Annotated in this window: 10 protein-coding genes and 1 pseudogene; 3 read left to right on the forward strand and 8 right to left on the reverse strand. The window is 74.3% G+C overall.

From position 1 onward, the window contains the following. Nucleotides 1–8: 8 nt before the first annotated feature. The gene (locus BM242_RS06755; protein ID WP_093837725.1) at nt 9–821 is read right to left on the reverse strand and encodes an ABC transporter ATP-binding protein; all 813 of its coding nucleotides are present in this window, start codon (nt 819–821) and stop codon (nt 9–11) included. A 2-nt stretch (nt 822–823) separates the two neighbouring features. Next, nucleotides 824–2,095, reverse strand: coding sequence for a substrate-binding domain-containing protein (locus BM242_RS06760; protein ID WP_093837726.1), 1,272 nt, complete (start codon nt 2,093–2,095; stop codon nt 824–826). 244 nt (nt 2,096–2,339) lie between these two features. On the opposite strand from BM242_RS06760, the gene BM242_RS06765 reads away from it, so the two are divergent. After that, a complete protein-coding gene (locus BM242_RS06765) occupies nt 2,340–3,614 on the forward strand; it encodes an extracellular catalytic domain type 1 short-chain-length polyhydroxyalkanoate depolymerase (RefSeq protein WP_245833870.1) in 1,275 nt (424 codons plus the stop codon). A gap of 62 nt (nt 3,615–3,676) precedes the next feature. Beyond that, the gene (locus tag BM242_RS28425; protein ID WP_175541294.1) at nt 3,677–3,820 is read left to right on the forward strand and encodes a hypothetical protein; all 144 of its coding nucleotides are present in this window, start codon (nt 3,677–3,679) and stop codon (nt 3,818–3,820) included. Nucleotides 3,821–3,834: 14 nt separating this feature from the next. Here the strand turns inward: BM242_RS28425 and BM242_RS06770 are convergent, their stop codons facing one another. From BM242_RS06770 to mshA, 4 genes are all read right to left on the reverse strand, one after another. Further along, complete coding sequence (locus BM242_RS06770) at nt 3,835–5,427, reverse strand: ABC transporter substrate-binding protein (RefSeq protein WP_093837727.1); 1,593 nt, start codon at nt 5,425–5,427, stop codon at nt 3,835–3,837. Then, nucleotides 5,424–7,712: a hypothetical protein gene (locus tag BM242_RS06775; protein WP_139238280.1), complete on the reverse strand. Its 2,289-nt coding sequence runs from the start codon at nt 7,710–7,712 to the stop codon at nt 5,424–5,426. Before BM242_RS06775 ends, BM242_RS06770 begins: the two co-directional genes overlap by 4 nt. Nucleotides 7,713–8,175: 463 nt before the next feature. Next, nucleotides 8,176–8,700, reverse strand: a complete 525-nt coding sequence (locus BM242_RS06780; RefSeq protein ID WP_093837729.1) for a type III secretion system chaperone family protein — start codon at nt 8,698–8,700, stop codon at nt 8,176–8,178. Further along, a complete protein-coding gene (mshA, locus tag BM242_RS06785) occupies nt 8,684–10,021 on the reverse strand; it encodes a D-inositol-3-phosphate glycosyltransferase (RefSeq protein WP_245833871.1) in 1,338 nt (445 codons plus the stop codon). The genes BM242_RS06780 and mshA overlap by 17 nt, the downstream gene beginning before the upstream one ends. A 154-nt stretch (nt 10,022–10,175) precedes the next feature. Between mshA and BM242_RS06790 the strand changes: the two genes are divergently transcribed. Beyond that, a complete protein-coding gene (locus BM242_RS06790) occupies nt 10,176–11,021 on the forward strand; it encodes an SAM-dependent methyltransferase (RefSeq protein ID WP_093837730.1) in 846 nt (281 codons plus the stop codon). Nucleotides 11,022–11,109: 88 nt separating this feature from the next. Here the strand turns inward: BM242_RS06790 and BM242_RS06795 are convergent. After that, nucleotides 11,110–11,511: pseudogene (locus tag BM242_RS06795) on the reverse strand (NUDIX hydrolase); the annotation flags it as partial. Nucleotides 11,512–11,527: 16 nt separating this feature from the next. Continuing rightward, on the reverse strand, nt 11,528–13,654 hold the full coding sequence (locus BM242_RS06800) for an RNA degradosome polyphosphate kinase (protein ID WP_245833888.1): 2,127 nt from the start codon (nt 13,652–13,654) through the stop codon (nt 11,528–11,530). Between the last annotated feature and the right edge of the window lie 648 nt (nt 13,655–14,302).

Here is a 14,302-nt window from a genome sequence, read left to right on the forward strand (position 1 = left end):
CTGGCTGGTCACAGGTCCTCCCCGAGGTAGGCGCGCTGTACTTCCTCGTCCGCCATCACGGCCTCGGGGGTGCCCTCGGCCAGCAGCGTGCCGTGGTGCAGCACCGCGATCCGGTCGGCCAGGTCGAGCACCACATGCATGTGGTGCTCGACCATCAGCAGGGTGCGGCCCTCCTCCCGGTGCAGGATGCGGATCACCTCGGTCAGTTCGCCGATCTCCTCGGCCGCGACGCCCGCCATCGGCTCGTCCAGCAGCATCAGCCGTGGCCCGTCGCCGCCGACCCCGGGAACGGTGGAGGCCAGCAGCATGGCCAGCTCCAGCTTGCGCTTGTCGCCGTGCGACAGCCCGCCGGCCAGGTCCTGTGCCCGGTGGCCGAGCCGTACCCGCTCCAGCACCGCCGCCACGTCGGGCCCGGTCACCCGGCGGGCGCCGACCGCCCGCGCGGCCAGCTCCACATGCTCGGCCACGGTCATGGTCGGGAAGACGGAGGAGGACTGGAAGGTGCGGCCGATGCCCAGCCGGGCGCGGCGGTGCGGGGCGAGCCGGTCGATCTCCCGGCCGTCCAGCAGCACCGCCCCGGAGGTGGGCCGGGTGATGCCGCTGATGAGGTTGATCAGCGATGTCTTGCCGGCCCCGTTCGGGCCGATCAGTGCCAGGAACTCGCCCTCGGCAACGGTCAGCTCGATGCCGTCGACGATGGCTACGGCGCCGACCGCCCAGGTCAGCGCGGTGCACCGGAGCACCGCCCGCCCCTTGGCCCCGGCGGCCGGGACGGAGGCGGGGGCAGGGGCGGACGGGGCGCCCGGGGGCGGGGGCGTCATGCTCAGCTTCCTTCCGCCGCCGCCGGCGCCGGGGCGACCACCGCGGCGTCGAAGGTCTGCACCACGGTGGGCAGGGCACCGTCGTCCGCGCTCTCGAAGGCCGCCTGGAACATGGGCTGGAGCAGGGCGTGGTCCTCGGCGCGCACGGTGTTCTCGCCCTTGACGCCGGAGAAGGTGAAGCCCTCCAGGGCGTCGATCATGGCCTGGGTGTCGCCGTCGGCGCCGCCCGCGCGCACCGCCTCGACCACCATCTGGGCGGCGTTGAAACCGTCCGGGGTGAACAGGTCGGTCTCCCAGCCCTGTGCGTCGAAGTAGCTCTGCAGCGCCTGCGCCTCGGGGGTGTCGGTGGCGCCGGGCACATAGTGCGCGAGCAGCGTGACCTTGTCGCGGGCCTTGCCGAAGACGGGGTAGCTGGCGCGCAGGTCCAGCCCGGTGACCACGGTGGCGGCGTCCAGCACGCCCTGCTGGTCCAGGGTGGTCCACATGGACTGGGCGGTGTCTCCGGCCCAGGCCACGAAGACCATGTCCGGGTCCTCGGCCAGCACCTGGGCGGCGGACGGGGTCAGATCGGTGGCGCTCGGCGGGGCCAGGACGGACGCCACCTCCATGCCCTGGGCGCCGAGCACGCCCTCCACGGCCGCCACATTGGCCTGGCCGAAGGCGCTGTCCTGGGCCAGCACCACCACCTTCTTGCCCTCGCTCTGCCCGCCCAGGATCTCCTTTGCGGTGACCACGTCCTGGTAGGTCTGGCGGCCGGAACGGAAGGTGTAGTCGTTGCTGCCGGTGACCGCGTCGGTGGCGGCCGGTCCGGAGATGTAGAGGACCTGGTTCTGCTCGGCGAGCGGGGAGAGCTGGACGGCCACACCGGACGAGACCGTGCCCGCGATGATCCGGGCACCCTCGCCGATGCGCTGCCGGGCGAGCGCGACGGCGGTGTCCGGCTCGGCCGCGTCGTCCGACTTGACGACCTCGATGGCGATGCCGTCCACCTCGCCGGTGCCGTCCGTGGCGTAGTCCAGGCCGGCCTCGAAGCCGCGCAGATACTGCTCGCCGTAGGAGGCCAGCGGGCCGGAGGTGGAGGTGATCAGCGCGACGGTCACGCTGCCGCCTTCCCCGTCACCGTCCTTGCCGCCGGAGCCGCCGCCGCTGCCGCCCGCGTCGCTCGATCCCGGGCTGGAGCAGGCCGCGGCGGTCGCGGCCAGCACGGCGGCCACGGCGGTGGCGGCCAGTCTGCTGAGAACTCTTCGGCGGACTCCTCGACGCGGCTGAGGCATGGTGTACGGCTCCCTTGTACGGCCGGTACGGCGGCGGCTCGGCACAGCTATGTGTGTCCCAGTGATGCCGAGAAGGGTCCGTCCCATCGAAGCCCCAGGACAATGTGTGTCCCACACATACTCAGCCATCGATCTATAGATCCGGTCTCCATCAACGGCCGGGCCGGTCCGCCCTACGGTGCCCGCATCCACCCCCGCCGGCGCGGCCCGGGACGGCCGCGCCGCGTCCGAAGGAGAACCGGACATGCCGACCATGCCCCGGAGAGCCGCACCCCGCCCCAAGGGGCGAAGAAGACCTCTCGCCGCACTGACCGCCCTGCTGGCCACGGTGGCCGCCCTGCTGCTGGTGCCGGCCGGTCCGGCGCACGCCGCCTCGCTGACCGCCGTCACCGGATTCGGTTCCAACCCCGGCAACCTCACCATGCACCGCTATGTCCCGGACGGCCTGCCGGCCGGCCGCCCGGTGGTGGTGCTGCTGCACGGCTGCGCCCAGGGGCCGACGGACTACTTCGCCGACTCCGGCTGGCAGAAGTTCGCCGACGCCCACCGCTTCACGGTGATCGCGGCGGGCCAGCAGAGCGGCAACAACTCCTCGCGCTGCTTCAACTGGTTCGAGCCGGGCGACACCCGGCGCGGCCAGGGCGAGGCGCTGTCCATCAAGCAGATGGTGGACCGTGTGCTGGCCGACCAGTCCGCCGACCCGGACCGGGTCTACGTCACCGGCCTGTCGGCGGGCGGCGCCATGACCGCCACCATGCTGGCCGCCTACCCGGACGTCTTCGCGGGCGGCGCGGTGATCGCCGGCCTGCCGCACGGCTGCGCCACCTCGATGATCGACGCCTTCTCCTGCATGAGCCCGGGGAAGACGAAGTCCGCCGACGCCTGGGGCGACCTGGTCCGCGCCGCCCACCCCGGCTACCTGGGGCCCCGGCCGGTGGTTTCCCTCTGGCACGGCGGCGCGGACTACACCGTGGCCACCGCCAACCTCACCGAGTCGGTCAAGCAGTGGACCGACGTCCACGCCACCGACACCACCGGCGACGCCACCCGCACCCTTGCGGCATCCACCACCCGCACCGAATACCGCGACGCCTCCGGCGCGCCCGTCGTCGTCTCCTACCTCACCGCCGGCAACGGCCACGGCACGCCGGTGGCCCCGGGCAGCGGCACCGAGCAGTGCGGCCGGACCGCCGCCTACTTCCTGAGCAGCCTCTGCTCCAGCTACCACATCGCCCAGGACTGGAACCTCTCCGGCACCACCCCCGACCCGGACCCGGAGCCCGACCCGGATCCGGAGCCCGACCCCGAACCTGACCCCGACCCGGATCCCGAGCCGCCCCTGGCCTGCGTCACCGCCAACAACTACGCCCACACCCTGGCCGGCCGCGCCGTGCACCGCTACGGCTACGCCTACGCCGTCGGCTCCGGCGACCACCTCGGCCTGTGGTCCCTGGCCGTGACCACCACTCTCACCGAAACCACCCCCGGCCACTGGACCCGCACCACCGCCTGCCCCTGACCGGGAACTCCCCCTCCCGCCCGCGGAGGCGCGGTGCCCCACCACGCCTCCGCGGCACCGCCGTGCCGACTGCCGTCACCGGCTACGACGCGGCCTGTGCCGCAGCCGCGGAAGCATACGGCTGCGCCCTGCTGACCACCGACGCCCGGCCGGCCCGGGCGCCCGGCCTGCGCTGCCCGGTCCGCGTGCCGGACGCCCACGGCTGACCGGCTGCCGCCGGTCAGGAGGCGGCGGCCCGGTTGGGGATGGTGCAGTCGGTGCCGGGCGGGGCGCCCTGCGGCCAGGCGAGGCCGTCGAAGCGGAGGCGGCCGGGGTTGTCCGGGTCCAGGCTGACGACGGCGACGGCCTTGTTGTGCGCGTTGCCGTGGTTGTTGAGGCAGATCCAGCCGCTCGCGCCGGAGACCCCGTAGCCCTGGCTCATCTGCGCCCAGACGGCGGCCACCTCCGCCGCGGACGGTACGGCGACCGCGCCCGCGGCGGCGGCCAGCCGGATGCCCTCGACGGCCGTCCACACCGCGTCGTACATCACGATGGCCCGGGAGTCCTCCAGATCGGTCGTGCCGATCCGGGCCGCGTGCTCGGCCGCCAGTGTCTTCAGGGTCTCCATGGCGTCGTGTTCGCCGCCGACCGGGTCCGCGGTCGCCGGCCAGGCGTCGGGGTGGGCCAGGGCGCTGTAGCGGACGGTGATGCCCTTGCCCAGGACGTCCCAGTTCAGCTCGGTGTCCGTGGCCAGGGTGGAGGCGCCCGAGGCGCTGATCACCGTGAACCGGCGGCAGGGCTGTTCGCCGAGCTCGTTGACGAACTGCCGCAGATGCGTCGGGCGGCCGGCGAAGTAGAGCGTGTTCACGGTGTCCGGCAGATTGCAGATGCGCGGGATCATCAGCCGGAACTGGGCGGCGACGCCGGTGGTGTCGGTGATTCCGGACGAGGTGAACTTCATCGGTTCGTACGCCGCGGCCCCGGCCAGTTCGCCGCCGAAGATCTCGTACAGCGTGCTGTTGTAGTGGTCGCCGGCGCGGGCGTCGTAGACCAGGAGCGGCTCACCGTCCCCCTCGCCCTCCGCGGCCTGCTGGAAGGAGGCGAGGGCGGCGGCCTGGTCGCCGTTGTCCGGGACGATCTTGACCATGCCCGGGAAGGCTTCGGGGTCCTCGGCCGTGTTGCCCAGGTTGTCGGCGGTGAGCGGGCCGGCCACGACCGGCACGCCGGCCCCGGTCAGCCGGGTCAGGATGTCCCCGGCGGGCCGCTGGCTGATGTTGAAACCGGTGACGGCGCGCAGCCGGTCGGAGTCGTCCGCGGCCATGCCGATGAGCTGCTCGGTCACCCGCTCCCAGTGGGCGCTGTCCCGGCCCGGGTTGGCCAGCACCAGGCGGATCAGCGGCCCGGCGTCGTTGTCCTGGTGGTTGGCCCGGTACTGGGCCAGGAACGCACCCTGCACCTCCTTGAGTATCTGCTCCCGGCCGACCTCGCCGGAGAGCGTCATCGGGATCATCAGGGCGACCGTGACGTACTCCTGTCCCGAGGCGCGGACCTCGTCGTTCTCCCGCTCGATGCGGGCGGAGACCCTTTCCAGGTGCGGGGAGAAGACGAACGAGCCGTCGGTGACCCCGACACACTCCCCGTCGCGTTCGACCACACCGGGGGCGCAGCTGTCGTCGGTCAGCCGGTCCACCAGCACCAGCAGGATCACGGCGACGGCCAGCACCAGCCCGGCCAGCAGCAGAGTCTGCACGCCGCGCCCCAGGCGGAACCATCGGTGCCGCAGGCCCTGGCGCAGGCCCTGGCGCAGTCCTGGCAGCCGGCTCGGGGTGTTCATGGCCGCTCCTCCCCCGGTGGGTCGGTCAGTTCGGGTGCCTGGGTGCCCCGGCCCAGCAGGCCGGACCACCTGGTGGCGGCGGTGAGGAACGCGGCGTCGCCCTGCCGCGTCGCCTGGAGTTCGACCAGGGCGCCGGAGACCTGGAGGAGTTCGGCCGAGGAGGGCACCGGGGCCAGCGGGTCGGAGAGCCGCCAGACGCCGCTGACCAGCCAGGTGATCGCGTCATGGATACCCGTGCCGGGGTCCGCGACGCAGGCCGGGCACGGGGTGCGTGCCGCGCCGGCCGCCGCCGGTTCCGCGGCCGGGCCGCCGGCCGGCGGATGCGGTGCGGCGCAGATGATGTTGACCCAGGACAGCCACTCGGCCGCGGTCATGTCCGGCAGCCGGTGGTGCAGGCACCGCACCACCGGCTCCAGACGGCCCAGGGCCAGCGTGTGATGCAGATAGGCCAGGCCGTGACCCGGCGCGCCCTCGTCCAGATGGGCGGTGTTGTGGAAGGTGCGCAGCCGCCGCTGAACGGTCCCCCACTGGCCGGCCAGCCGGGTGCGCAGCCGGTGCAGCAGCAGGATGCGCAGCGCCGGATCGGTGAGGAACGGCACCCCGTCGGCCCCGCCGGGCTCACCGGCCGGCCATGGCCAGGGCCGGGTGCCGCGCTGCCAGTGCCCGCCGTCGAGCTCCGCGGTCACCGCCTCCAGCCGCGCGGCCACCGTGTACTTGGCGGCCGGGCGGTCCGGCGGGGTGACGGCCTTCATCAGCCAGACCGCCGCCTGCTTGTTGAGCGCCGGGGCGAGCAGCGCGAGTTCGTCCTGGAGAACGGGGTCGGGCAGCAGCCGGTCGAGCAGCGCCTCGCCGAGGGTCCGCCCGCCGCCGCCCGCGGCGGGCAGGCGGAGCAGCGCGGACCCGCTGTGCGGGGTGCCGGAGGCGGCGGCCCGGGAGACCGGGCCGGCGAGTTCCCGCACGATGCCCTCCCGGCCCCGGCTCAGCCGCCGCACCGGCCAGGCCAGGGCGGCGGACCAGGCGGCGACCCCGAACAGCCGCCGGGCGTCGTCCTGGTTCATCCCCGGTATGCCCAGCGGCAGCAGCCATGCCGTGGCCGAAAGGTTCTCCGGGCCGGGCGGCTGCCAGGCCACGGTGGCGTCCCGGACCGCGTCGCAGGAGCGGTGGGCGGCCGGGTCGCCCAGCGCGGTGGTGACGATCACCGGGCGGAAGGCCGTCCCCCGGCCGCCCCGCCCCGGGGCCGGGCGGGCGCCGCGGTCGTAGGCGGTGAGCAGCAGGTCCAGCAGGTGCTCGCCCCGCGGGGTGTGGACGTTGTCCAGCAGCAGCAGCGGGGGCGGGGTGCGGGAGAAGGACTGCCAGGGGCCGCGCTGCGCGTCCACGTCCGCCAGCAGGGCGGCGACCAGCAGCAGCCGGCCCTCGTGGCGGTCCGCCTCGCCGCGCTGCCGGAAGGCGTTGACGAATTCGAAGAGGCGGCTGAAGCCGTCGCCGCCGCGGCCGGTCACGTTCTCCTCCCACCAGCGCAGCGCCGCCCGTCCGGAGCGGGTGCCGGGCCGCAGCTGGCGGGCGGTGGTGAGCAGCATGCCGGCCAGGTCCTCGGGGAGCGGGAAGCCGAGCAGGGCCAGGAGCTGGGCGACGGCGTGCTGCAGCCAGGCGTCGAAGTCGAATCCGGTGCCGCGCCGGCCGGCGTACCAGGAGGCGATGAAGGTCCGCAGGTGTTCACGGGCCTCGGCGGGGTCGGTGCCCTCCTCGTCCGGGCGCCAGGCGGTGAGGAGCAGCAGGCCGAGGGTGAGCCGGTGGCAGGTGACCGGGCGGCCGGGGCCTTCGGTGCGGGCGGCGAGCTGGTAGGAGAGCAGTGCGAGCAGCCGGGAGAGGGCGAGCGTGTCCACCGGTTCCGGCAGTTCGCCCGCCGCACCGGGCGGGCCCGGCGGCGGCCCGGGCGGCGCCGGGGACGCCTCCGCCCCGGCCGTCCCGGCCGTCCCGGCCGTCCCGTCGTCCGCGTCCGTGGCCGTCTCCCGGGTCCGGTGGCCGGAGCCGCTCAGGCCCAGATGGCCGAAGAAGGGGTCGGCGAGATCGGCGTGGGCGACGGCGAGCCGGCGGTCATAGCCGTCGCGCAGGATCTCGATCAGCCGGCTCTTGCCGGCCGCCCGGCCGCCCGTCACCCGGATCACCGGCGGCACCGCGAACTCCCGGGGGACCGGGCGGGGCTCGGTCCGGTGCACTCCGACCAGCCTGGGCACCAGCCGGTCGTACACCGCGCGTGTGCCCTGCCATTCCGCGTCCTCGGCCAACACCTGGCTCCCCCGTGACCCGTGGCGGTGCGCCGCGACGGACGGCACGACGCTGTGCGTCCGGCGGCTGCTCCGCAGAGTGACTGCGAGACTGCCCCAGTCCGGTATCGGCCGCAAGCCTTTGCGGGCATTCTGCCGGAACGCGCGGGCCGGGGTGAGGGTGCCCGGCCGGTCACTCGCCGGGGCCGCACGCCGGGCGCCGGCGTCGTCGTCCGGACCGGCTCCGGCAAGGCGCTGCTGCCGGACCACGACCACGACCACGGCACCGCCCCCGGACCGGGCTCCTTCCCGCGCCGGCGGGCCGCCGCCGCTGCGCGCATCGCGGCGCAGCCACCACGCCAACCGGATGCCGCAATGGCTCTGCCGGCACGGTGTCACCCCCCGGGCGCGGCATCCCCGGCATCGGTTCCGCCATGCCCCGGCACGGCAGACACCCGGCCCGCCGCACCGCCGGGGCTGCCGGTCAGGCGGAGGGGGCGGTGATGCGGGTGAAGGCGTCGAGGTTGCGGGTGGATTCGCCGCGGGCGGTGCGCCATGCGTATTCCTTGCGGATGGCGGTGGCGAAGCCCTTCTCCAGCAGGGTGTTGAAGGAGCCGTCCGCCTGCTCCAGCACCGCGCCGAGCAGCCGGTCGATCTCCTCCGCGGTCACCGCGGCCAGTGGCAGCCTGCCGACGAGATAGATGTCGCCGAGGGTGTCCACGGCGTAGGCGATGCCGTAGAGCCGGGTGTTGCGCTCCAGCAGCCAGCGGTGCACCTCGGCGTGGTTTTCGTCCGGGCGGCGGATGACGAAGGCGTTGACCGAGAGCGAGTGCCGCCCGGCCACCAGGGAGACCGTGGTGGACAGCTTGCGGGTGCCCGGCAGCTTCACCACATAGTGCCCCTCCCGCGGGTTCTCCCAGCTCACCCCGGTGTCCTCGGCGGCAAGGCCGGTCAGCGCGGCCTCGATGGTCTCGCGTGCTCCCGTGCTGGGCTCAGGGTTCTCCGGCATGGCCCGATCGTATGCCCGCCGCGGTGGCGGGCCGGAAGCGGCGCTCCCAGATCGCCTCGGTGTAGATGTCGGCGGTCTCCCGGGCCGCCGTGGCCCAGCCGAAGCCCCGGGCGTGCCCGACCGCCGCCGCGCCCATCCGGTCGGCCAGCTCCGGCTCGTCGGCGAAGCGGGCCAGCGCGCGGGCGTAGCCGGCCGGTTCGTGGCCGCGCACCAGCAGCCCGGTGACGCCGTCCCGGACCGCGACCGGCAGACCGCCGACCGCCGCCGCCACCACCGGGGTGCCGCACGCCTGCGCCTCCACCGCGACCAGCCCGAAGGACTCGCTGTGCGAGGGCATCACCAGCACGCTGGCCGCCCGGTACCAGTCGGCCAGCTCGCTCTGGGCCACCGGCGGGTGGAACCGCACCAGATCGCCGATGCCCAGCCGCGCCGCCAGCTTGTGCAGCTTCTCCGGCCTGGCCAGCCCGCTGCCGCTGGGCCCGCCGACCACCGGGACCAGCAGACGTTCCCGCAGCGCGGGCCGGGCCCGCACCAGCTCGTGCACGGCGCGCAGCAGGATGTCCGGGCCCTTGAGCGGCTGGATACGGCCGGCGAACAGCGGGATCAGCGCGCTGGGCGGCAGGCCGAGCCGGGCCCGGGCCGCGGCCCGCCCGTCGGCCGGCCGGAACCGCCGCAGATTGACGCCCGGGTGCACCACCGCGGTCTGCTCGGGCCGGGCACCGTAGTGCCGCATCAGGTCCGCGGCCTCCTCGCCGGTGTTGGCCACCAGCCGGTCGGCGGCGTCCACGATCTGCTGCTCGCCGATGATCCGGTAGGCCGGCTCCGGGGTGTCGCCCCGGGCCAGGTGGGCGTTCTTGACCTTGGCCATGGTGTGCATGGTGTGCACCAGCGGCACGCCCCAGCGCTCCGCGGCCAGCCAGCCGACATGGCCGGAGAGCCAGTAGTGCGAGTGCACCAGCTCGTAGTAGCCGGGGCGCCGGCCGGCCCAGGCGCGCATCACTCCGTGCGTGAAGGCGCACAACTGGGCGGGCAGCTCCTCCTTGGCCAGCCCTTCGTACGGGCCCGCGGTGACATGCCGCACCAGCACGCCGGGGGCCAGCTCCACCACCGGCGGGACGGTTCCGGAGGTGGTGCGGGTGAAGATCTCGACCTGGGTGCCGAGCGCGGCCAGTTCTCTGGCCAGCTCGACGATGTAGACGTTCATGCCGCCGGCGTCTCCGGTGCCGGGCTGATGGAGCGGGGAGGTGTGCACGCTGAGCATGGCCACGCGCCGCGGGTGCCGTCCCGAGCGGCGGAGCGTGAGCCGTGGAAAGTCCGGCACGAGAACTCCTGACCACTGAACCGATTGACCCGTCGAGTCCGCCACCACGCCACCGGCCGGTGCGGGCTCCTGGGGCGGCAACCGCGGAGGAGGGCCTTCCTCTTCCCACTTTGCCAAACCGTGACACCGGCCGCAGACCGGTAGGGTCGCGGGCATGGGTGACCGGGGCACGGGCCGCGGTGGCAGCCGGGCGCGTCCCGAGGGGACGGTGACCAGGGGGACCACGCACCAGAACCGGCTGCGCCGGATGGACCGCTGGATCGCCGACGCGCACGGCGCGGCGCTGCGGCGCGGCCCGCAGCCGCCGGTGGCGGTGGATCTCGGCTACGGCGCGGCGCCCTGGACGGCGGTGGAGCTGCTGGCCCGGCTGCGCCGGGTGGCGCCGCGGGTGCGGGTGGTGGGTGTGGAGATCGATCCGGCGCGGGTCGCCGCGGCCGGGCCGTATGCCCGGGGGCGGGACGGGCTGAGCTTTGTGCGCGGCGGCTTCGAGGTGCCGCTGCCGGGCGGCCTGCGGCCGGCGCTGATCCGGGCGGCGAATGTGCTGCGCCAGTACCCGGAGGAGGAGGTCCCGGCCGCCTGGGCCCGGCTGTGCGGGCGGCTGGCGCCGGACGGGCTGCTGGTGGAGGGCACGTGCGACGAGATCGGCCGGCGCCATGTGTGGGTGGCGCTCGGTCCGGAGGGTCCCCGCACGGTGACCTTCGCGGCCCGGCTGGGCTCGCTGGCCGCCCCCTCGGAGCTGGCCGAGCGGCTGCCCAAGGCGCTGATCCACCGCAATGTGCCGGGGGAGCCGGTGCACGCCTTTCTGCGCGCCTTCGACCGGGCGTGGGCGGCCGAGGCCGCGTACGGCCCGCTGGGCGCGCGGCAGCGCTGGCTGCGGGCGGTGCGGGCGGTGGGCGCCGAGTGGCCGACGGCCGACGGGCCGCGCCGCTGGCGGCACGGCGAGATCACCCTCCCCTGGACCGCCCTCGCCCCCCGTGACTGGCGCTGGCCGCCGCCCTGAGCCGGCGGGCCGGCTACCGAGCGGCGGGGGGCGGCGGGACGGGAGAAGGGGGAAGAAGGGGCGAAGCGGGCGCAGCGGGCAGGCCGGGAAGGGCAGGCTGGGCGGGAAGGGCAGGCAGGGCTTCGTCCAGGAGGTCGCGGTCCTGGCCGTAGCTGAGCAGGTCACGGGCCCGGTCCGGGGCCAGCCAGCGGAAGACGTCCACCTCGTGGTTGGGCACGAAGACGCCGCTGATCGCCTCGGCGGTCCAGTAGCTGACCTCCTTGTCCCTGCCCCGCGCACCGTAGCGGAGGGTGCGCAGCTCGGTGCCCAGCAGGCATTCCATGCCGGTCTCCTCGCGCACCTCGCGGACCGCCGCCTCGGCCGGCTTCTCGTCCGGGTCGAGCTTGCCCTTGGGATGCGACCAGTCGTCGTAGCGCGGGCGGTGCACCAGGCCGATCTCGATGCCTCCGCCGGGGGCGTGCCGCCAGAGCACGCAGCCCGCCGCCCGTATCGGATCCCCCGTGTTGTCAGTTGCCTGTGCCACGCCGGTTCTTCCTTCTCGACTGGATGAGTTCTTCCTGCAGATTGCGCAGCGGTTCGCCGTCCTCGTCCACCACATGCCGGGTCCAGGTGCCGTCGGAGCCGAGGCGCCAGGACTGGGTGGTGTCCGAGGTGCCGGTGGCGATCAGCCGGCTGAGCGCGGAGCGGTGCGCCGGGTCGGTGACCTGCACCAGCGCCTCGATCCGGCGGTCCAGGTTGCGGTGCATCAGGTCGGCGCTGCCCAGCCACACCTCGGGGTCGCCGCCGTTGAGGAAGACATACACCCGGGAGTGCTCCAGAAAGCGGCCCAGTACGCTGCGCACCCGGATGTTCTCGGAGAGTCCCGGCACCCCGGGCCGCAGCGCGCAGATGCCGCGCACCAGCACGTCCACCGGTACGCCGGCCTGCGAGGCCCGGTAGAGGGCGTCGGTCACCCGCTCGTCCACTATCGAGTTGGCCTTGATCCGGATGCCGGCCGGCCGGCCCTCCCGGTGGTGGGCTGTCTCCCGCCGGATGCGGGCTATCAGTCCGTCGCGCAGCGAGCGCGGCGCCACCAGCAGCCGCCGGTAGGTCTCCCGGCGGGAGTAGCCGGAGAGCCGGTTGAAGAGGTCGGAGAGGTCCGCGCCGACCTCGGGGTCGGCGGTGAGCAGCCCCAGGTCCTCGTACAGCCGGGCCGTCTTGGGGTGGTAGTTGCCGGTGCCGATGTGGGCGTAGCGGCGCAGCTGCTCGCCCTCCTGACGGACCACCAGCGAGAGCTTGCAGTGGGTCTTCAGGCCGACCAGCCCGTACACCACATGGCAGCCGGCCTCCTCCAGCTTGCGCGCCCACTTGATGTTGGCGTGCTCGTCGAACCGGGCCTTGATCTCCACCAGCACCAGCACCTGCTTGCCCTGCTCTGCGGCGTCGATCAGGGCGTCCACGATCGGGGAGTCGCCGGAGGTGCGGTACAGGGTCTGCTTGATGGCCAGGACGTCGGGGTCGGCGGCGGCCTGCTCCACAAAGCGCTGCACGGAGGTGGAGAAGGAGTCGTAGGGGTGGTGCACCAGGACGTCGCGGTCGCGCAGCGCGGCGAAGATGTCGGGCGCGGAGGCGCTCTCCACCTCGGCCAGATCGCGGTGGGTGCCGCCGACGAACTTGGGGTACTTCAGCTCCGGCCGGTCCAGCGCGGCGATGGCCTTCAGCCCGGTGAGGTCGAGCGGGCCGGGGACCTTGAAGACCTCGGCCTCGTTCACCTTCAGCTCGCGCACCAGCAGGTCAAGCACTTCCTCGTCGATGCTGTCCTCGACCTCCAGCCGGACCGGCGGGCCGAAGCGGCGGCGCAGCAGCTCCTTCTCCAGGGCCTGGAGGAGGTTCTCCACATCGTCCTCCTCCACCTCCAGGTCCTCGTTGCGGGTGACCCGGAAGACGTGGTGGGCCAGCACCTCCATGCCGGGGAAGAGTTCCTCCAGGTGCGCGGCGATCACGTCCTCGACCGGGACATAGCGCTGCGGCGACGCCTCCAGCAGGCGGGAGAGCAGCGGCGGCACCTTCACCCGGGCGAAGTGCTTGTGGCCGGAGGCCGGGTTGCGCACGATCACGGCCAGGTTCAGGGACAGGCCGGAGATGTACGGAAAGGGGTGCGCCGGGTCCACGGCCAGCGGGGTGAGCACCGGGAAGATCTGGCGGCGGAAGAGGGAGAACAGCCGGATCTGCTCGTGCTCGGTCAGCTCCGGCCAGCGCAGCAGGTGGATGCCCTGCTCGGCGAGTTCGGGGGCGACCGACTTGTGGAAGCAGTCGGCGTGGCGGGCCATGAGGTCGCGGGTGCCGGCCCAGATCTTCTCCAGCACCTCGCGGGGCTGGAGGCCGGAGGCGGAGCGGGTGGCCACGCCGGTGGCGATGCGGCGCTTGAGCCCGGCGACCCGGACCATGAAGAACTCGTCCAGGTTGCTGCCGAAGATGGAGAGGAAGTTGGCCCGCTCCAGCAGCGGGGTGTCCGGGTCCTCGGCGAGCTCCAGCACGCGCTGGTTGAAGGTGAGCCAGCTCTCCTCACGATCGAGGAAACGATTCGCCGGAAGGGGGGCCGCGTGCTCCGGCACCGGGCTCGCGGCGGCGGCCCCCGCCGGCAGGACGGTCATGGCGTCTTCCTCCTCGGGCGCGGCGTCCATGGGCTGCTCGGGCAGGGCGTGCGGGCGGAAGGCCTCGATGGAGCCCACCGGCCCGGCGACGGCGTCGGCGGCGGTGGCGTCCGCCGGGCCCGGGACGACGGGCGTGGCACTCGGCCGTCCGGGTGAGGTGCGGGGCGCCGCCCGCGGCGCGCTCCTCGGGGCGGGCCGCGGCGCGGGCTCCGCGGCGGTCGCGGCGTCCGGCGTCCCGGCGTTTCCGCCCGCGGCCTTCGCCGCCGGCTCGGCGTCCGCCGCCTCGGCCGCCGCCCTGGTGGCCCCCTTGGCCGTGTTCCGTGCCGTGTTCCGGGCCGCGCCCTTCGCCGCACTCCTGGCCGCGCTCTTGGCGGCGCCCTTCGCCGCACTCTTGGCGGCACCCTTCGCCGCGCTCTTGGCGGCACCCTTCGCGGCGCCCTTCGCGGGGCTGCCGGCGGCCGTCTTCGCGGCGGATCTGCTGGTGCTCTTGGCCGTCGTCCTGGCGGCGGTGCGGGCGGCCGTGCGCCGCCGGGCAGCCGCGTCCGAGGCGGCGGTGGACTCGCCATCGGCTCCGGCATCGGTGGCGCCGGCGGGCAGCTTGTCGGACGGGGTCCGCGGTTCCGGGCTCATACACCCATTCTCCCGCCA

It is taken from the genome of Streptomyces aidingensis, from assembly GCF_900112355.1.
GTDB classification, from domain to species: domain Bacteria; phylum Actinomycetota; class Actinomycetes; order Streptomycetales; family Streptomycetaceae; genus Streptomyces; species Streptomyces aidingensis.

What these genes read in the sequence shown, in the direction of transcription:
- BM242_RS06755 (WP_093837725.1), bottom strand. Translation starts at nt 821, where the DNA reads ATGACGCCCCCGCCCCCGGGCGCCCCGTCCGCCCCTGCCCCCGCCTCC.
- BM242_RS06760 (WP_093837726.1), bottom strand. Translation starts at nt 2,095, where the DNA reads ATGCCTCAGCCGCGTCGAGGAGTCCGCCGAAGAGTTCTCAGCAGACTG.
- BM242_RS06765 (WP_245833870.1), top strand. Translation starts at nt 2,340, where the DNA reads ATGCCGACCATGCCCCGGAGAGCCGCACCCCGCCCCAAGGGGCGAAGA.
- BM242_RS06770 (WP_093837727.1), bottom strand. Translation starts at nt 5,427, where the DNA reads ATGAACACCCCGAGCCGGCTGCCAGGACTGCGCCAGGGCCTGCGCCAG.
- BM242_RS06780 (WP_093837729.1), bottom strand. Translation starts at nt 8,700, where the DNA reads ATGCCGGAGAACCCTGAGCCCAGCACGGGAGCACGCGAGACCATCGAG.
- BM242_RS06790 (WP_093837730.1), top strand. Translation starts at nt 10,176, where the DNA reads ATGGGTGACCGGGGCACGGGCCGCGGTGGCAGCCGGGCGCGTCCCGAG.
- BM242_RS06800 (WP_245833888.1), bottom strand. Translation starts at nt 13,654, where the DNA reads ATGACCGTCCTGCCGGCGGGGGCCGCCGCCGCGAGCCCGGTGCCGGAG.